This is a genomic window from Geothrix oryzisoli (assembly GCF_022808865.1).
Lineage (GTDB): Bacteria > Acidobacteriota > Holophagae > Holophagales > Holophagaceae > Geothrix > Geothrix oryzisoli.
The window spans coordinates 302310-319313 of sequence record NZ_JAKZLB010000002.1 but is presented as its reverse complement, the minus strand read 5'-3'; the positions used below and the strand labels follow the sequence as shown (position 1 = coordinate 319313).

The following is a 17004-nucleotide window of genomic DNA, read 5'->3' as shown; positions in this document are numbered from 1 at the left end:
GCCGCGGACCTAGATCTCCACGACCTCCACGTCCCCCAGTTCCTCCTCCAGGAAGCGGCTGCCCACTTCCTTCAGGCGGCTGCTGGCGTCGGTGAGCTGGACCCGGAGGGTGCCGCGGGCGCTGCGGGTCCGGTAGCCCAGGGCCCCCTGCAGCATGCGGTCCACCGCCTTGGCCGTGACGCGGCCGCTGTCGATCCAGCAGGTGCCAGGCCGGCAGCGCTCCAGGCTGGGCAGCAGGGTCGGATAGTGGGTGCAGCCCAGCACCACCGTCTGCACCTCGGCGGGCAGCAGGTCGAGGTAGCGGCGGCAGATGGTGTCGGTGACGGGATCGTCGAACCAGCCCTCTTCCGCCAGGGGCACCAGCAGAGGACAGGCCGCGCTGTGGATGACCTTGGTCGGATCGCGGCGGAGGATGGCCGCCTCGTAGGCTCCGCTGCCCACGGTGGCCAGGGTTCCGATGACCCCCACGGGACCCGGCACCGCCGCGGCGGCTTCGGCGCCGGGTTCGATGACGCCGATGACCGGGCAGGGGCTCACCGCCTGGAGCGCCGGCAGCCCGTGGGCGCTGGCCGTGTTGCAGGCGATGACGATGAGCTTGGGGTCGTGGCGCTGGAGCAGCTCGCCCATCTGGAGCGTGTAGCGCTCGATGGTGTGGTGGCTCTTGCTGCCGTAGGGCAGACGCGCCGTGTCACCCAGGTAGATCAGTTCCTCCTGCGGCAGCATCTGGCGCAGGGCATGGATGACCGTGAGGCCCCCGATGCCCGAGTCGAAGACACCGATCGGATGGTCCGCACGGCTCATGAGGGTTCCCGCGTCGCCAGCACCGCGATCCACTCGCCTTCCTTCAGCACCTTCTCCGGCTTGAACCCGTGCGAGACGAGACTCACCAGCGCCTCGTCCGTGCGCTCCGCCAGGATGCCGCTGGCCACCAGCCAGCCGCCCGGGGCGGCCGCCTCGGCCATGCGGGGCAGCAGCTCCTGGATGGTCTCCAGCAGGATGTTGGCCAGCAGTCCCCGGTAGGGGCCCTGCGCCTTCGGGTGCTCCAGGGTGCCGACGAAGCTGTCGTAAGGTGTGGAGTCTTTGAGCAGGTGCGCGTTCAACGCCATGAGCTCCGTCATGGCGGGCCCGCAGTCAGGATCGATGTCGAAGGCCGTGAGATCGCGCCCGCCCAGCAGGAAGGCGGCCAGGGAGAGGATGCCCGTGCCCGCGCCGATGTCGAGGATGGGGCCCCGGAGGCGGCCGGCGGCCGCCAGCTCCTCCAGCAGCTCCATGCAGAGCCGCGTGGTCTCGTGGCCGCCGGTGCCGAAGGCCAGGCCGGGATTCACCACCAGGTCCAGGCGGTCCGCGGGCCCGGGGGTCTCATCCCAGAGGGGGCGCACATGGAAGCGCGTGCCCACCTCGAAGGCCCCGAACCCCTCGCGGCTCTTGGCCAGCCAGTCCTCGTCGCCGAAGGCCTCCGCCTCGATCAGGCGCACGCCGGGGAAGGCGGCCAGGCCGGTGGTCTCCGGCGGCGGCTGGTCCGGCGGGAAGTAGGCGTAGCAGGCCCGGGGCGGATCGGCCTCCCGGTAGAAGGCGGACGAGCCCCGCGTCTCCAGCCAGGCGCACAGCGCCTCTTCCTGGGGGTCGGGGACCTCCAGCTTCCACCTCAGATGCGTCGCATTCGCCATGCCCTCAGATTAACAGGGGCGAATCAGGCCTCGGCTTCAGCGCTGTCCGCATCCTCCAGGTCCAGCCGCTTCATTTTCTCCAGGAAGGTCGTGCGCTTGAGGCCCAGCAGATCGGCAGCGCGCTTCTTGTTGCCCCGCGTGATGGCCAGGCTCTGGAGCATGAGCGTCTTCTCCATGTCCGACACCACCTGGTTCAGGTCCATGCCCTCGGCCGGGAGATCCATGCCGAAGGCGGCGGGAGGCGGCGGCGCAAAGGCCGCGGCCATCGCGCCCGGGGGCATCGGTGCCGGTTCAGCCCCACGCTCCGCCGTTCCGGCCCCGCGTCCCGCCGGTTCGCCCAGGCGCTCCAACTCTCCCATCCGCTCCGCAAGGAAGGTGAAGTCCTCCCGCGTGAGCACGGGTCGCGTGCCCGAGAGCACGATGGCCCGCTCGATGGCGTTCTCCAGCTGGCGCACGTTCCCGGGCCAGGGCAGGGACATCAGCAGGGGATCCACGCTGGGGTGCAGGGCCTTGGGGTAGAGGCCATGCTCCCGGGCTTTGCGGTTGAGGAAGTGCTGGGCCAGGAAGGGCACTTCCTCCCGTCGTGTCCGCAGGGGCGGCATGGTGATGGGCACGACTTCCAGGCGGTAGAAGAGGTCCTCGCGGAAGCTGCCGTCCTGCACCTTCCGCCACAGGTCCACGTTGGAGGCGGTCACCACCCGCACGTCGACCTTCACCGGCGCGCCGCCGCCCAGGGGCTGCACTTCCCGCTCCTGGAGCACGCGCAGCAGGCGCACCTGGGCGCCCAGCGGCATGGTGCCCACCTCGTCCAGGAAGATCGTGCCGCCCTGGGCCTCGCGGAACTTGCCCGGCGTGTCCTTGCGGGCGTCCGTGAAGGCGCCCTTGTTGTAGCCGAAGAGCTCCGACTCCAGGAGGTTCTCGGGGATGGCGCCGCAGTGCACGGCCACGAAGGGCTCGGCGGCATCGGCGCTCATGCGGTGGATGGCCCGGGCGATGACCTCCTTGCCCGTGCCGCTCTCGCCCAGCAGCAACACCGTGGCCCGCGTGGCGGCGGCGCTGCGGGCGCGGGCCAGCACCTCCTGCATGGCGGGGCTGGTCCCGATGAGGCCGAAGGCCAGGGCCTGGGAGGCGCTCAGCTGCGTGGTGGTTCCCGAGCGCGGACGCAGGCCCGGCATGGGCGGCTCGGGCCCCAGCACGCCCCAGCGCACGCTGCCCAGGGCGCCCCACTCGGTGAGGGCCTTGGCATCCATGGGCGGCGCATCGGCCTTCAGGCCCAGGAGGATGGGCAGGGCCGCCACCTCCGCCATCATGCGGTTCATCTCCGGTGGCGGCCAGGCGCCCCGGGCGCTGATCACCCACAGGTCCACGTCCCGCGGCGGCAGCGCTGGCGAGGGCCCGCGGTCCACAGTCACTTCCCAGAAGGCGGCCCACCGATGCTCCAGCCCCCCCGTGTCCTCGCCGAGGGTGGACCAGTGAAGGCGCAACAGCTGGGTCATGGGCTCCTAGGTTGAGATCAGCCTAGGGGCAGGCTGGCATGGGTCAAGTCAAAAAAATGACTTCGGTCCCGCTCGCTTGCCCCCAGGCGTACGATGGAAGCAGCCTCCGGAGGTTCCCATGGCCTTGACGGAATCCACCATGGTCCCGCTCGGCACGGCCTGTCCGGATTTCACCCTCCCCGGCGTGGATGGCCGGCTCTGGTCGCTGCACGACTTCCACTGCCCGGCCCTGCTGGTGGTGGTCATGTGCAACCACTGCCCCTACGTGCAGGCCGTGGACGACCGCATCAACACGCTGGCCCGGATCTACACCGGGCGCTGCGCGGTGGTGGCCATCAACCCCAACGACGCGGAAACCTATCCGGACGACAGCTTCGAGGCCATGCGGGTCCGGGCCCAGGCCAAAGGCTATGCGTTCCCCTACCTCTGGGATGAGGAACAGACGGTCGCCCGCGCCCTGGGCGCCGTCTGCACGCCGGACTTCTTCCTCTTCGATGGCCACCGCCGCCTCACCTACCGCGGCCGACTGGACGACAACTGGAAGGACGCCGCCCATGTCACCCGGCAGGAGCTGAGGGTCGCCATCGAGCGCGTGCTGGCGGGCGAAGGTCCCTTGAAGGTCCAGCATCCGAGCATGGGATGCAGCATCAAGTGGAAGGCGGGGGCCTGAGGCTCTTCTTCGCCCTGCCGCTGCCTCCGGCTCTGCGGGAGACCCTGGGGCGCTGGCAGCCGGCCCGCCCCCTGGCGCGCCCGTCGAGAACGGACGGGTTGCATGTGACGCTGGCCTTCCTGGGCGACCGGTCCGCAGAGGCCCTGCTCGCCCTGGACACCCTGGCCGCCGCCGTGGCGGCGAGGCACGCCCCCTTCGCCCTGCGCACGGCGGGTCTGGGCGGGTTCCCCGGAAACGGCAGGGTCCGGATCCTGTGGCTGGGCCTGGCGCCCTCCCCGGCCCTCGAAAGCCTGGCCCAGGATCTTCGGGACGCCTTGGCCACCGCGGGCGAGGCCTTCGACACCAAGCCCTTCCGGGCCCACATCACGCTGGCCCGGCTGCGTCAGCCCCGGCCTCTGGCCGCCTTCCCCGAGCCCCCGCCCACCCCCTTCGCCGCAAGCGATCTCGTGCTGTTCGAAAGCCGGACCCACGGTGGTTACGCGCCCGTGCGGACCTGGCCGTTGCGACGGGTATGATCGAGGTTTTGCCGGAGCCCCTGATGCGTCTCGCCCTCCTACCCCTCTGCCTCGCGACCGCGCTCCCCCTCTGCGCCCAGTGGGACCTGCGCCTGGAGCTGCCGCGGCCCTCGGGCCAGAACCTGCCCCAGACGATCCTCTCCGGCACGAACCAGCTGGTGGCCGGGGACTTCGATACCGGCAAGGGCTTCATCGCCACCGCGAACCGGCAGCTCTTCCAGGTGGGCCCCCTGCTCAAGTTCGAGGCCGGGCTCGAGTACTCGCAGTTCACGGCGGACGGCAGCCTGGCCACGGGCACTGCCACCCAGGGCACGAAGCTGAAGCAGCAGGGCCTGGGCCTGGACCTGAACGCCCAGCTCTGGGTCCCCTTCGTGGGGATCGCCGGCGAGATCGGCCTCATCCAGCGCCTCCAGCGGTATACCGTGGACACCGCCGGAGCCTCCAGCGCCAAGGACCTGAGCCGCACCTGGCTGCGGGTGGGCGCCCGCTGGCGCATCCCCTCGGTGGGGGTGCACCCCTACCTGGCCGCCAGCTATCAGCAGCCCACCAGCAAGGATCATCCCGTGGAGCTCAACAGCGCGTCGGACCTGGCCGCCTACTTCTCGGCCCAGGGTAGCGGCCAGGAGTTCGAGCGGCTGTGGACCTTCGGCGTGGGGGTGACGTTCTGATGCGTGCCCTCCCGATCCTCGCCGCGACCCTGGCCCTGGGCCTCGCTGCCGCCGAGCGGCCCCGGCTGGTGGTGGTGATCTCCGTGGACCAGTTTTCCGCGGAGCTCATGCAGACCTACGGCCCCGAGCTGACGGGCGGGCTCGCCCGCCTCCGCCGGGAGGGCGTCTTCTTCACCGAGGCCTACCACGACCACGGCTTCACCGAGACCGGCCCGGGCCATTCGGTGCTGCTGTCGGGGCGCTTCCCCGCGCACACCGGCATCGTGGAGAACCGCTGGTACGACCGCGCCTCGGATCGGTTCGTGTACTGCGTGGAGGATGCGGGCGCCAGGGCCCTGGAGGCCACCGGGCAGGCCAGTTCGTCCAACCTCCGGTTCCTGGGTGAGGGCCTGGGCGACTGGCTCCAGGCCCAGGTGCCGGGTGGCCGCGCCTTCGCCGTCTCGGGCAAGGACCGGGCCGCCATCCTCATGGCCGGGCGCAAGCCCACGGGGGTCTTCTGGTTCGCCGGCACCAGCGGGTTCACCACCTCCTCGGCCTATGCCGCCCGCCTCCCGGAGTGGCTGGTCCGCTTCGATGACGGCCTGAAGACCCGCTTCGCCACCCGGAGCTGGCTGTGGGCGAAGGAGCCCGCGACGCCCGAGGGCCGCGTGGCCACCTGGACCTTCCCCGGCCAGGTGGTGCGTAATGGGGCGCTGCCCCGGCTCGTGCAGGGCGCGGGGATGCCCCTCGACAAGACCTTCGAGGCCCGGTTCCGCAAGTCGCCCTTCCTGGACGAGGTCACCCTGGAGGCCGCCGAGGCCCTGCTGGAAGGCGAGCACCTGGGCCGGGGCCCCGCCACCGATCTGCTGGCCGTGAGCTTCTCCGCCACGGACTACATCGGCCACAGCTACGGCACCCTCGGCACCGAGATGCGGGATCAGCTCCACCGCCTGGACCGCACCGTGGGCCGGCTGCTGGACGATGTCCGCCGTCGCGATCCGCAGGCCTGGGTGGTGCTCAGCGCCGACCACGGCGGCATGGACCTCCCCGAGGCCCTGGCCGAGAGTGGCTTCCCCACCCATCGGGTCGCGACCGGCCCCTTCTTCGAGGCGCTCCGCGCCGACCTGAAGGCCGCCTTCAAGGTCCAGGCGGACCTCGTGCGGGAGGGCGCTGATCCCAACACCGTCTATCTCCGCGACGCCGCCGTGAAGGCCGCCGGGCTCGACCGGAAGGCCCTGGTCGCCCGGATCCAGACCTGGCTCCGCTCCCGGCCCGAAGTGGCCGACGCCTTCACCGCCGAGGAGCTGCTGGCCACGGATCCCGCCGCCGCGGGCAGCCCCCGGGACAGCAGCCTGCGCGTGCTGCTGCGCCGCAGCTTCCAGCCCGAGCGCAGCGGCGATGTCCTCGTGGTCTTCAAGCCCTGGACGGTCTTCGGCGTCCCTCCCACGGACTGGCCCACGGGCCACGGCACGCCCTACGCCTACGACCGCCGCGTGCCCCTGATCTTCTGGGGCCCCTGGAAGGGGGGTGAGCGCCCCGAGCCTGTCCGCACCGTGGACCTGGCCCCGACCCTCGCCCGGGAGCTGGGCCTCAGGCCTGGCCCTGTGGACGGGAAGGTGCTCGATCTCCAGCCTCCGAGGTAGATGCTCCATGACCCTCCCCCGCGAGGCCACCCTCGTGATCCTCACCGGCGCGGGCATCTCTGCGGAGAGCGGGCTGCGCACCTTCCGGGACGCGAACGGGCTCTGGGAGAACCACCGGGTCGAGGATGTGGCCACGCCCGAGGCCTTCCACCGGAACCCGGCCCTGGTGTACCGCTTCTACAACGAGCGGCGGCGCAGCCTCCCGGGCGTGCAGCCGAACGCCGCCCACCTGGCCCTGGCCCGGCTGGAGCGCGAATGGGCCGGCGAGGTGCTGCTGGTGACGCAGAACGTGGACGACCTCCACGACCGCGCGGGTTCGCGGAACCTCCTGCACATGCACGGCGAACTGCTCAAGGGCCGCTGCTTGGGCTGCCACGCGGTGCTGGACTGGCCCGGCGACATGGACTCCGACAGCCGCTGCCCCGCCTGTGGCCGCGGCCGGGTGCGGCCCCACATCGTCTGGTTCGGGGAGGTGCCCCTGGAGATGGAGAGCATCTACCGCACCCTGGAGCGCTGCGCCCTCTTCGCCGCCATCGGCACCAGCGGCCACGTCTATCCCGCCGCCGGCTTCGTGGGGGCCGTGGGCCCCGAGACCCGCACGGTGGAGCTCAACCTCGAGCCCAGCCGCGTGGCGGACGCCTTCCGGGAGCATCGGGCCGGCCGGGCCACGGACCTGGTGCCGGCTTTCGTGGCGGAGCTGCTGGGGAGCTGAGCCCTATTTCACCACCGGCAGCTCCACGCAGCTGGCCTGGCCGGGGGTGTGGTAGATGCGCTGGGTGGCGGGACGGTAGTCGCCGGGTTGGGCGAAGAAGATGTTGGGCACGAAGGTCTGGGGGTTTCGGTCGTAGAGGGGGAACCAGCTGGACTGCACCTGCACCATGACGCGATGGCCCGGCAGGAAGACATGGTTGGCAGCGGGCAGGGCGAAGCGGTAGACCAGGGGCTCGCCGGACTTCAGGGCCTTGGGGGTCTCCACGCTTTCGCGGTACCGGCCCCGGAAGATGTCCGCCGAAACCATGAGCTGGTAGCCACCCATCGGGGGCTGGTTCGCCACCTCGTCGGGGTAGACGTCGATGACCTTCACCACCCAGTCGGAGTCCGTGCCGCTGGTGGAAGCTACCAGGTTCGCGACGGGCTCTCCGGCGATGCGGAGGGGCGCCTTCAGGGGCTCGGACACGAACGCCACCACATCGGTGCGGCCCGAGGGCTCCCGCTGGTCGTCGGTGAGCCACTGGGGCCAGGTGTGCGAAGGATCGTAGCCGACGGGCTGGATGGGGCGAGCCCGAAAGGGCACCGGCTTGGCCGGGTCGGACACGTACTCCTCGTACGGGGCGTCCGCAGCCTTCGGCGCAGTGGTGGACACCTTCAAGCCCGCCTCCAGGTAGAAGGGCGTGGCGCGGACGGCCGTGCCTTCGCCGGCTACGGGCCAGGCCGGAAGCCTTCTCCAGGTGTTGGTGCCCGTCTCAAATGCGCTCACGGATGGCAGGTCGGCCTTCCCCGCGCCCTTCAGGTACTGGTCGAGGAAGGGCTTCAGGATCTCGCGGCGGAACTGCAGGGCCGTGTCCTGGCCGAACCGGAGGGGCCCAAGGCCGCTGCCCTCGCCGATCTCACCACCATGGCTCCAGGGGCCCATGGCGAGGTAGACCAGGTGATGGCCCGCATCCTTCGGCTTCAGGGCCTTCCACACGGCCAGGGCGCCGTAGATGTCCTCGGCGTCGTAGAGGCTGTGCACCAGGAGGGTGGGCACCGTCAGGGTGCGGGCGGCGAGCACGCGGTCCATGGCCTGCTGCTGCCAGAAGGCATCGTAGGCCGGGTGTTCCGTGAGCTTCCGCCAGAAGCCCAGCTGCTCCATGCCGTGGCTCTTCGCCAGGGCGCCCGTGGAACCGGCCTGCAGGAACAGGTCGTAGTCATCGTGGTAGCCGCTCCACCACTTCAGGTCGTTGCCCCGGGTGGCCTGCTGCTCGTAGATGTAGCTGAGGTTCTGGGCCCGGAAGGCGCCGTGGTGGAACCAGTCGTCGCCCCGCCAGCCATCCACCATGGGGTTCATGGGCACGGCCGCCTTCAGGGCCGGGTGGGGATCCACGAGCGCCATCAGGGGCAGGAAGCCGTCGTACGAGATGCCGAGAATGCCCACGCGGCCGTTGCTTTCCGGCAGGTGCTTCACCAGCCAGTCGATGGTGTCGTAGGTGTCCGTGCTGTGGTCCACTGCGCTGGGGTTGAGGGGTCCGCGCAGCGGCCGGTTCATCACGTACTCCCCTTCGGAGCCGTACTTGCCGCGGATGTCCTGGATCACCCGGATGTAGCCGCCCTCCACGATGAGGTCCGCCACGTTGTCGTAGCCCTGGAGCACGGGTCCCAGGTGGGGACTGGCCGCGTGGCCCGTCTGCTCGGCGGCGTTGTAGGGGGTGCGGGTGAGCAGGATCGGCGCCTCCCGGGCGCCCTTGGGCACGAGGATGATCGTCCGCAGCTTCACGCCGTCGCGCATGGGGATCATCACCTCGCGGCGCGCATGGTCCCAGCTTTCGGAGGCCACCTTGAACTCGGCGGGCATCTCGCCGGGCAGGCCCGCGGGCGGGACCGTCACCTGGGCCCCGAGGCTGCATCCCGCCGCCAGCAGCGTCGCCACCACACCCAGTGTCCGTCGGAATGCCATGAGCGCCTCCTGCCCTTCCCGGGGGTGGACGGACTCTGGCGCGAGGGGCGCTGGGAACCGGACCTGCCGCGGGATGGATGGCTGCCAGTCTAGCGCAGGAAGCCGATCGTCCCGGGCGGGGGCTAGGCCTGGCCCACGGCGCTGACGATGACGCCGTCCGCGGCGCCGCCCTGGCGCCAGATGGCGGCGACATGGCCGCCGGGCGAGAGCACGGCGCCGGGGTCCACGATCTCCTTCCGGCCCGGGGTGCCCAGCAGGATGGGGTGGGACCCCCAGGTCGCGCCATCGAAGCGGCGCAGGCACACCGAGGACTGGGCCTCCTGCAGCTGGGACCAGATGACCAGGGCCTGTCCCTGGGCGTTCACGGATAGGGCGTGGGCCCGGCTCTGGCCCAGGTCCTCCACCAGGGGCGTGCGGTGCTCGTCCCACAGGCCCGCGGCGAAGCGCTTGGCGAAGAGCTTCATGGTGCCCGCCGATTCCTGCCGCCACACGGCATGGGCCCGGCCCTGGGCGTCCAGGCCCACCTGGGGCCAGAGGATGACCAGTCCCGTGGTGAGGCGGGGGGCCGGCTTCCACTCGATGGTCTGGCCGTTCAGGTGGCTGGCGTGGAGGGACCGGATCCCGGCCTCGCCTTCCTCCACCCAGAGGACAATCGCGTTGCCCCGGCCATCCAGGGCCATGCGGAGGTACGAGGCGCGGCCCTGGGCCACGAGCGTCGGCCGGTCACTCCAGCATCGGCCGCCCACATCGTAGTGGCAGGCCACGATGCGGTGGTCCCCGCCATCGGCCACCTCCTCGCTCCAGACCACCAGGCCCTGGCCGCCCCGATCCACGGCGAGCTGGGGGAAGAGGGGGGCCGGCGACGCATCGCCCAGGCGCGTGGGTTCGGGATCCCATGCGCCGGCCTCGGCCCGGTAGCCGCAGGTGTAGACGCGGTACTCCCCGGGCTGGCCCAGGCACCAGACCGCGTGGATGTTCCCGGCGAGGTCCATTCCCGTGTGCAGGCTGTGGACCTCCCCGGGCAGGGCCTGGAGGGTCAGGGGGTACGGCACCCAGGTGTCCTCCGAGCCGAGCATGTGCCGCGCGCAGATCCGGGCCTGGGGACCCTCCTGCTCCTGCCAGACGACGGCCATCTCGCCCCGGACGTTCATGGCGATCTCGGGGGCGTGGGCCTGGGTGCGGGCGCTGTCGAGGCGGCGGGGGACCACGTCCCAGGACCGCTGGTCCGCGTGGTAGCGGCAGATGTAGACCCCCTCGTGGTCATCGCCCCGGTGGTGCCAGGCCGCCATCGCGTTCCCGTGGTCGTCCACGGCGATCTGCGGCCGGCCGACCCGGCCGTGGTCCAGCACCCGGGGCGCGCCCCAGCCCCCCGCCGGACCCGGCTCGTGGGAATGGGTCAACCGGTTCAAGAGCGTACGGAGCGACATGGGTGCCCTCGTGAAAACCGGACTCGGTCGGAAATGCCTCCCGATCCTACCGCGAGGAGCCCGATCCTGCCCCCCTCCAATCGCAGCGGCGGGCCCAGATGCTTCTGGACCGCCGGCGGGGGGTTCACTCCGCAGAAGCCGGCCGGGAGAAGACCCTCTGCGTCTTCGCGGCGGTGAAGCCAAGATGCAGGTAGAACGCATGGGTTTCCCGGCGCACCTCGTTGGAGCGCACCCGGAGGGACCCGAGTCCCTGCTGGTCGGTCCAGGCCAGGGCCGCGCGCACGAGCCTGCCGCCGACCCCCTGGCCCCGTGCGGCGGGGGCCACCACCAGCCCGCCGATCTCGGCGAAGGGCGGGGACTCCACCCGGAGCGCGACGAAGGCGTGGAGCCAGGCGAGGACCTCTCCTTCCTTTTCCGCGACGAGGACCAGGTGGTCCTCCCGGGCCAGCATCGTGGTCAGGCGATCCACCAGGTCCCGCTCCGTGGACGGGTAGCCCAGGTGCCCGGCGAGGTCGGCCAGCGGCGCCGCATCCTGGAGCCTGGCCGGTCGGATGGAAACAGGAGACATGGGATTCTCGCGGGGATGGCTGCCCCTGGGCGGGATGGGGCTCTGGGTCGGCCGGACCTCACCCCTTCAGCAGGCGGTCCTCCGCCAGGCGCAGCATGTGTTCGGTGGCCAGGACGCCGTCCTGGTGGTTCATGCGCTGGAAGTGCCCGCGCAGGTGGCGCAGGGTGCGGGGGATGGCGGGGGCGGACCGGGCCTTGTGGCGGTGGATGATCTGGTGGCTGAAGGCCCCCAGGATCGTGAGGTTGCGCTGGAGGGCGCTGAGGTTCAGTTCCTCGAGCAGCGCCTCGTGGTTCCAGCCCAGTTCCTCCTGGAGCGGCCCGGTCAGGGCGCGTCCCGCCTCCCGGGACCAGTCCCAGTAGCCGTCGTAGAGGATGCTGGCCAGATCATAGGTGGCCGCACCGCGCCGGGCGTCCTGGAAGTCGATCACCACCAGCCGGTCGCCGTGGACCATGAGGTTGCGCACGTGGAAGTTGCGATGGGTGAAGAAGTGGGCCCGGGTCTCCAGGCTGGCGTGGGCTTCCTCCATCATCCGGTCCAGCCACCGGGGCGGGTCCTTCTGCAGGAACTCCCGGAAGAAATTGACGCGGCAGTACTCCCACTCGAAGGTGAACTTGGCCTGGTCGGAGGACCGCCCCATGAAGAAGGCGTGGGCCGGGGCGCCCAGGGTGAGCGGACCCGCCAGGGTAGCCAGCAGCCAGCCGGCCCGTTCGGCCCAGGCCCGCTCTTCTTCGGGATGCTCCACCAGGCGGTGCTCCAGCAGCGTGTCGCCCAGATCCTCCATGAGCAGGCACCGGTCCTCGTCCTCGCACTGGAGGATCGTGGGCACCCGCAGCACGGGATCCAGGTAGGCCTGCAGGGCCCGGAATTCGAAGTAGCTGTCGTCGGCCTTCTCCGGCGTGTCCAGGGGGTGGAGCACCACCAGGGCCGTGCCCAGCTGGGGGTGGGCCACGCGGACGCACTGCCGCGCGCCCGCATCTCCCGCCAGCGGGTGCGGATCGGACAGGTTCCAGCGCTCCAGGGCGCGTTGAAGGCGGGAGTCCATGCCTCAAGGGTACTCCCGGAAGCCCGGGCGGGTGGCGGGGACTTCCCCTGCCGTGCCGTCGGGTGCAGCCCGGGCGCACCGCCGCGGTCGCTTCCCTCAGGCCTGGTCGGCCTCCGGAGTCGCGGCTTCCGGCGGCAGGGGCTTCAGCAGGAACTGGCCGGGCGCCAGACCGCGCATGGAGAGCACGCGGATGCGCCAGCCCTGGAGACGCAGCTCGTCGCCGGGGCGCAACACCCGGCCCAGGCGCTCCTGGAAGAAGCCCCCGAGGCTCACCGAGCCGGCTTCGGCCTGAAGGTCCAGCTGCAGGTGGTCCACCAGCTGCTCCAGCATGACGTCGCCCTGCGCGAGCCAAGCCCCGCCCCGGGTGCGCCGGAGCTGGATGGCCTCGCGATCGAACTCGTCCTGGATCTCACCCACCAGCTCCTCCAGCACGTCCTCCAGCGTCACCAGCCCATCCACGCCGCCGTGCTCGTTCACCACCAGGGCCAGGTGCTGCTTGCGCTGCTGGAACTCCAGGAGCAGGCCCTGGATGGGCTTCATCTCCGGCACGAAGAAGGCGGGCCGGGCCAGGGCCCGCAGATCCAGCGGCGCCGGGTCATCCTGCATGGCCCAGAGCAGCTCCTTGAGGTGGATGACGCCCACCACCCGGTCGAGGTCGCCCTCCACCAGGGGGATGCGGGTGTGGGTGGTGGTGCGGGCCAGGGCGAGGTTCGCCTCCAGGCTCTGGTGGAGGTCGAAGGACACCACCTGGGCCCGGGGCACGGCGATCTCCTTCACCGTGCGGCGGCTGAAGTCGAACAGATTCTCGATGAGCTCCTTGCGGTCGAGGTCCAGGCGGCCTTCGGCCTGGCTGCGCTCGAGCATGCGCCGGAACTCGGCCTCCGACGGGAGCAGATCCTCGCTCTCCGCCTCGGGGTGGACCCCCACGGCCCGCAGCACCAGGCGGCTCAGGCGGATGAGGACCCAGGTCAGGGGGCGGACCAGCCGGGACCAGGCCAGCAGGGGGGCGGCGGTGCGGAGCGCCCAGGGCAGGGCGGCCCGGATGGCCAGGCTGCGCGGCACCAGCTCCGCCAGCACCACGTCGAGGGTGGTCATCACCAGCAGGGCAAGGCCGGAGCTCACGGGCACGACCAGGGCCGGCCAGGGGAGGTGGCCGAACAGGCCCCGGAAGATGTGGCTGAACAGTTCCTCGCCCACGGCGCCCAGCGCCAGGGCGCAAAGCACGATGCCGGCCTGGATGGCCGAGAGGTGGTGGCCCAGGCCGCGGTGGACCTCCAGGGCCGTGGCCGCCCGGGGGTCGGTATCCGCCAGGGCCTCCAGCTGGGTGGGCCGGACCCGCACGGCGGCGAACTCGGCCATCACGAAAAAGGCGCTCGCCAGCAGGAGGGCGATGCAGATGAGGACTGCGAGGAGGGACATGCCGGTCCTCAGCCCCGGGCGAGGTCGGATCCCCGCCGCAGCTGCTCCTGGAGTTCCTGGAGCAGGGTGTCCAGGTTCCGGAGGCGATCGCGGTGCTCGGAGAGCTGACCGTAGGCGGCCTGCTTCTCCCGTTCCAGGACCGCGGAGGCCTCCCGCTGCTCCGCCAGCGTCTCCGTCAGGCGGGCCAGCTGGGCGTCCTTCTGGTCCAGTCCGTTCATGAGCTCCAGGCGCTCCCCGTCGTGCTGGACGGTGGTCTCGTCGAGGCGCTGGCGGAGCCCCGAGGCCTCGGCCGTGAGCCGGGTGATCTCCTCCTGGCGCTCCTGAAGCCGCTCGTGCAGGGTCTGGATGCGCGCTTCCGCCTCCCGGAGCGAGGCCTGGCTGGCCCCGAGCTCCGCCTCCGCCTGGCGCAGGCGATCCCCGAGCTCGGCCAGATCGCGCTCCTGGGCCCGCATGGCGACCTCGAGGCCCGCCAGGTTGAGCTGGAGGACGTGGCCCTTCTCCTTGTGATCGGCCAGTTCCCGGTCCCGCGCGGTCAGGGCCGCCTCGGTCTCCGCCAGGCGGGCCTTCAGGGCCTGGGCCTCGCGCTTGGCGGCCGCCGCCTCGTCCAGGTTCAGCGTGACGGAGCTGGTCCGCTTCTGCACCTCGCTCTCGGCCTCCCGAAGGCGCAGCTCCTTGGTGCGCAGCTCTTCGCGAAGGGCGTCGATCTGGGCCTCCAGGAGGCGGGCCCGGGGGGTGTCGGTCGGCGCCGTGGCCCTGGTCTCCACAGCCCTGGCAGGTTCAGGCGCCAGGAACGGAGGGGCGGGGGGCACCGGGACGGACTCCGGGACCGGCCGGGAGGATGGGGCCTCCATGGCCCCCTTCATGCCATCGAGCCAGTCTTCGCCCAGCTCTGTATCCATCAGGTCGCCCAGGGGGTTGTCGGGGTCCACGGCGCGGCCGGGCACCAGGGGCGACAGGGCGGCGACCAGGGCGCTGGGGGCGATGGGCTTGTTCAGGTAGAGATCCGCCCGGCCCTTGAGGCTCCGGTGGCGGCGGTACTCCTCCTCAGTGGCCTTCGCGCTGATGAGGGCGATCTTCAGGCCCCCGAGGAAGGGGTGCCGGCGCAGGGTGGAGCAGAGCGCATACCCTTTGTTGTCGGCCACCTCGACGCAGATGAGCGCCGCCGCGAAGTCGCCCTCTTCCAGGCGGGACACCACCCCTTCGGGCGAGCTTGCCACCTCCAGATCGAAGGCCGCCTCCAGGCTGACTTGGTGTTCCTTGAGGAAGCTCCGGTCGCTGTCCACAAGAAGGAGGCGTTGGCCCATGGTTGATCCCTGCTCTGGTTGAACCTTGAAGTTTACCCTGAACGGCCGGAGCCCCGGCAGGCCGGGGCTCCGGGTCGGGACTTCAGGCCCGGTCAGCGCGGCGGGATCGCCAGGGTGACCTTCTGGCTGCCATTGGGACTCTGGATGAACAGCAGCAGGGTCCTGCCGCCGGCCTTCTTCACCTGGGCGTTGAACTCGGCCAGGCTGTTCACCGGCTGACGCCCCACCTCGGTGATGACCAGGCCGGGAGCCATGCCGCGCTCGGCGGCCGGGGAGCGGGGATCCACGGAGGTCACCACCACGCCCTTGAGCCGGTGCTTCACGTCCATGGGTTCCACCGTGAAGCCGTAGAGCTTCTCCAGGTTGACGCCCTTCACATCCCCCTGGGGCTTCGGGCCGCCCTCGTCCTCGGAATCCTCTCCGGAGTCACCCCGGCGCTGGGCCTCGAGGGCCTTGCGATCGCCCAGGGTGACGGTGAGGGTGAGGGTCTTGCCGTCGCGCCAAATGGACAGCTTGATGGTCTCGCCTGCCCGGCGACTGGAGATCACGCTCACCAGCTCGTCCTGGCTGCGCACCGGGTGGCCGTCCACCGCGGTGATCACGTCCAGCCGCAGCACGCCGGCCTTGTCCGCCGCCTGGCCCTTCTCCACCGTGCTGACCACCACCCCCTCCTTGACGCCCAGCGCGTCCTGGTAGGCCTGGTCCAGATCGGTGGGGCCGACCCCCAGGTAGCCGCGGCTCACGGGCTTGCCGCTGCGGAGGTCCTTGAGGATGCGGTTCACCTGGCTGATGGGCACGGCGAAGCCGATGTTCTGCCCCGCGGGGTTGATGGCGGTGTTGATGCCCACCACCTCGCCCTTCAGGTTGAGCAGCGGGCCGCCGGAGTTGCCGCGGTTGATGGCGGCGTCCGTCTGGAGGAAGGAGCTCACGCCCGTATCCAGCTTGCGGCCCTTGGCGCTGATGATGCCCTGGGTGACGGTGTGCTCCAGGCCGAAGGGGTTGCCGATGGCCACCACCCACTCGCCGATGCGCAGGGAATCCGACTCGCCCAGCTTGGCGAAGGGCAGGTGGGCCGCATCGATCTTGATGAGGGCGATGTCCAGCTCCTTGTCCTTGCCCAGCACCGTGGCCTTGAAGCTCCGGCCGTCGGAGGTCTTCACCTCCAGGGCGTTGTCGCCATCGCCCATGCTGGCGATGACGTGGTAGTTCGTGAGGATCTCGCCCTGGGGGCTGATGATCACGCCGGAGCCGCCGGACACGGCCCGCTGCTCGCCGTCGTTGCCGCCTCGGGGCGTGCGCCGCTGCTGCGGCCCGCCGGGGCCGAAGAAGAAGTCGAAGAAGTCATCGCCGCCGAGCTGGGGATGCTGGAAGCGCTGGTTTTTCACGAAGCTCGTGTTGGTGATGGCCACCACCGTGGGATTCAGCTTCTCCGCCACGTCCGCGATGGGCGGCAGGCGGTCGAAGCCCTTCGCCTCCACCATCACCGGCTTCTCTTCCTGCGCCTGGGCCTGCCAGCCGTGGCTGAGCCCCATCCCCAGGGCCATGCAGCCGGCCGCGAAGGCCGACAACCCCAAGATCTGCTTTACCTGACGATTCATGCAACCCTCACTCCGCCGGATCCTCCGGCATGCCATTCGATGACCGCAGTCCCCTGAAGGTTCCCACTGGCCTTCCCGGGCCGCCCAGGATAGTCTGGATGGTCCGACGGCGGCTGTAGCTCAGTTGGTTAGAGTACTGGATTGTGATTCCAGGTGTCGTGGGTTCGAGTCCCATCAGCCGCCCCAATAGCAAAGGGCCCCAACTGGGGCCCTTTGCTATTGGGGAAGTCCTCTGACGAGACTCGAACCCACGAGTGGGACCGCGGAGACAGCCCGGTGGGCTGTCGGGAGCGGGACCGGCAGACCGCAAAGCGGGATGCGGTTCGAGTCCGGCCGAGCGGGCCGAAGCGGATGA

The 17004-nt window shown here is 70.9% G+C and carries 15 protein-coding genes and 1 tRNA gene; 6 read left to right on the top strand and 10 right to left on the bottom strand.

Going from position 1 to position 17004, the window contains the following annotated elements; translation table 11 throughout:
* Positions 1-9 precede the first annotated feature (9 nt).
* Genes murI through MLE43_RS06195 form a run of 3 tightly spaced genes read right to left on the bottom strand, consistent with a single transcriptional unit; the run spans position 10 to position 3163 of the window.
* Entirely contained in the window at positions 10-801 is a 792-nt protein-coding gene (gene murI / locus MLE43_RS06205; protein ID WP_243302603.1) for a glutamate racemase, read from the bottom strand.
* Positions 798-1667: a 50S ribosomal protein L11 methyltransferase gene (locus MLE43_RS06200; RefSeq protein ID WP_243302602.1), complete on the bottom strand. Its 870-nt coding sequence runs from the start codon at positions 1665-1667 to the stop codon at positions 798-800. The genes murI and MLE43_RS06200 overlap by 4 nt, the downstream gene beginning before the upstream one ends.
* 23 nt (positions 1668-1690) lie before the next feature.
* Positions 1691-3163: a sigma-54 interaction domain-containing protein gene (locus MLE43_RS06195; RefSeq protein ID WP_243302601.1), complete on the bottom strand. Its 1473-nt coding sequence runs from the start codon at positions 3161-3163 to the stop codon at positions 1691-1693.
* Between the two features lie 118 nt (positions 3164-3281).
* Between MLE43_RS06195 and MLE43_RS06190 the strand changes: the two genes are divergently transcribed.
* The 5 genes from MLE43_RS06190 to cobB are packed head-to-tail and all read left to right on the top strand — an operon-like array spanning position 3282 to position 7350.
* Positions 3282-3833: a thioredoxin family protein gene (locus MLE43_RS06190; RefSeq protein WP_243302600.1), complete on the top strand. Its 552-nt coding sequence runs from the start codon at positions 3282-3284 to the stop codon at positions 3831-3833.
* A complete protein-coding gene (gene thpR, locus MLE43_RS06185) occupies positions 3803-4348 on the top strand; it encodes an RNA 2',3'-cyclic phosphodiesterase (protein ID WP_243302599.1) in 546 nt (181 codons plus the stop codon). The genes MLE43_RS06190 and thpR overlap by 31 nt, the downstream gene beginning before the upstream one ends.
* 23 nt (positions 4349-4371) lie before the next feature.
* Positions 4372-5016, top strand: a complete 645-nt coding sequence (locus tag MLE43_RS06180) for a hypothetical protein (protein ID WP_243302598.1) — start codon at positions 4372-4374, stop codon at positions 5014-5016.
* Positions 5016-6638 (top strand): alkaline phosphatase family protein, encoded by a 1623-nt coding sequence (locus MLE43_RS06175; RefSeq protein WP_243302597.1) that lies wholly within the window; start codon positions 5016-5018, stop codon positions 6636-6638. The genes MLE43_RS06180 and MLE43_RS06175 overlap by 1 nt, the downstream gene beginning before the upstream one ends.
* 7 nt (positions 6639-6645) lie before the next feature.
* Positions 6646-7350, top strand: coding sequence for a Sir2 family NAD+-dependent deacetylase (gene cobB, locus MLE43_RS06170; protein ID WP_243302596.1), 705 nt, complete (start codon positions 6646-6648; stop codon positions 7348-7350).
* 3 nt (positions 7351-7353) lie between these two features.
* Here the strand turns inward: cobB and MLE43_RS06165 are convergent, their stop codons facing one another.
* The 7 genes from MLE43_RS06165 to MLE43_RS06135 all read right to left on the bottom strand — a co-directional run bounded on the left by MLE43_RS06165 (position 7354) and on the right by MLE43_RS06135 (position 16649).
* Positions 7354-9291 (bottom strand): CocE/NonD family hydrolase, encoded by a 1938-nt coding sequence (locus MLE43_RS06165; RefSeq protein ID WP_243302595.1) that lies wholly within the window; start codon positions 9289-9291, stop codon positions 7354-7356.
* Positions 9292-9413: 122 nt separating this feature from the next.
* A complete protein-coding gene (locus MLE43_RS06160; RefSeq protein WP_243302594.1) occupies positions 9414-10718 on the bottom strand; it encodes a hypothetical protein in 1305 nt (434 codons plus the stop codon).
* Positions 10719-10842: 124 nt separating this feature from the next.
* Entirely contained in the window at positions 10843-11286 is a 444-nt protein-coding gene (locus tag MLE43_RS06155; RefSeq protein WP_243302593.1) for a GNAT family N-acetyltransferase, read from the bottom strand.
* 58 nt (positions 11287-11344) lie between these two features.
* Positions 11345-12328 (bottom strand): phosphotransferase, encoded by a 984-nt coding sequence (locus MLE43_RS06150; protein ID WP_243302592.1) that lies wholly within the window; start codon positions 12326-12328, stop codon positions 11345-11347.
* 96 nt (positions 12329-12424) lie between these two features.
* The gene (locus tag MLE43_RS06145; protein WP_243302591.1) at positions 12425-13747 is read right to left on the bottom strand and encodes a hemolysin family protein; all 1323 of its coding nucleotides are present in this window, start codon (positions 13745-13747) and stop codon (positions 12425-12427) included.
* Between the two features lie 8 nt (positions 13748-13755).
* Positions 13756-15051, bottom strand: coding sequence for a response regulator (locus tag MLE43_RS06140; RefSeq protein WP_243302590.1), 1296 nt, complete (start codon positions 15049-15051; stop codon positions 13756-13758).
* Positions 15052-15143: 92 nt separating this feature from the next.
* Complete coding sequence (locus MLE43_RS06135) at positions 15144-16649, bottom strand: trypsin-like peptidase domain-containing protein (RefSeq protein WP_243302589.1); 1506 nt, start codon at positions 16647-16649, stop codon at positions 15144-15146.
* A gap of 109 nt (positions 16650-16758) precedes the next feature.
* Here MLE43_RS06135 and MLE43_RS06130 point away from each other — a divergent pair.
* Positions 16759-16835, top strand: a tRNA-His gene (locus MLE43_RS06130).
* Positions 16836-17004 lie beyond the last annotated feature (169 nt).

Excerpts from the sequence above, each read along its gene's own strand:
- murI (WP_243302603.1), bottom strand. The coding sequence starts at position 801 with ATGAGCCGTGCGGACCATCCGATCGGTGTCTTCGACTCGGGCATCGGG.
- MLE43_RS06200 (WP_243302602.1), bottom strand. The coding sequence starts at position 1,667 with ATGGCGAATGCGACGCATCTGAGGTGGAAGCTGGAGGTCCCCGACCCC.
- MLE43_RS06195 (WP_243302601.1), bottom strand. The coding sequence starts at position 3,163 with ATGACCCAGCTGTTGCGCCTTCACTGGTCCACCCTCGGCGAGGACACG.
- MLE43_RS06190 (WP_243302600.1), top strand. The coding sequence starts at position 3,282 with ATGGCCTTGACGGAATCCACCATGGTCCCGCTCGGCACGGCCTGTCCG.
- thpR (WP_243302599.1), top strand. The coding sequence starts at position 3,803 with ATGCAGCATCAAGTGGAAGGCGGGGGCCTGAGGCTCTTCTTCGCCCTG.
- MLE43_RS06180 (WP_243302598.1), top strand. The coding sequence starts at position 4,372 with ATGCGTCTCGCCCTCCTACCCCTCTGCCTCGCGACCGCGCTCCCCCTC.
- MLE43_RS06175 (WP_243302597.1), top strand. The coding sequence starts at position 5,016 with ATGCGTGCCCTCCCGATCCTCGCCGCGACCCTGGCCCTGGGCCTCGCT.
- cobB (WP_243302596.1), top strand. The coding sequence starts at position 6,646 with ATGACCCTCCCCCGCGAGGCCACCCTCGTGATCCTCACCGGCGCGGGC.
- MLE43_RS06165 (WP_243302595.1), bottom strand. The coding sequence starts at position 9,291 with ATGGCATTCCGACGGACACTGGGTGTGGTGGCGACGCTGCTGGCGGCG.
- MLE43_RS06160 (WP_243302594.1), bottom strand. The coding sequence starts at position 10,718 with ATGTCGCTCCGTACGCTCTTGAACCGGTTGACCCATTCCCACGAGCCG.
- MLE43_RS06155 (WP_243302593.1), bottom strand. The coding sequence starts at position 11,286 with ATGTCTCCTGTTTCCATCCGACCGGCCAGGCTCCAGGATGCGGCGCCG.
- MLE43_RS06150 (WP_243302592.1), bottom strand. The coding sequence starts at position 12,328 with ATGGACTCCCGCCTTCAACGCGCCCTGGAGCGCTGGAACCTGTCCGAT.
- MLE43_RS06145 (WP_243302591.1), bottom strand. The coding sequence starts at position 13,747 with ATGTCCCTCCTCGCAGTCCTCATCTGCATCGCCCTCCTGCTGGCGAGC.
- MLE43_RS06140 (WP_243302590.1), bottom strand. The coding sequence starts at position 15,051 with ATGGGCCAACGCCTCCTTCTTGTGGACAGCGACCGGAGCTTCCTCAAG.
- MLE43_RS06135 (WP_243302589.1), bottom strand. The coding sequence starts at position 16,649 with ATGAATCGTCAGGTAAAGCAGATCTTGGGGTTGTCGGCCTTCGCGGCC.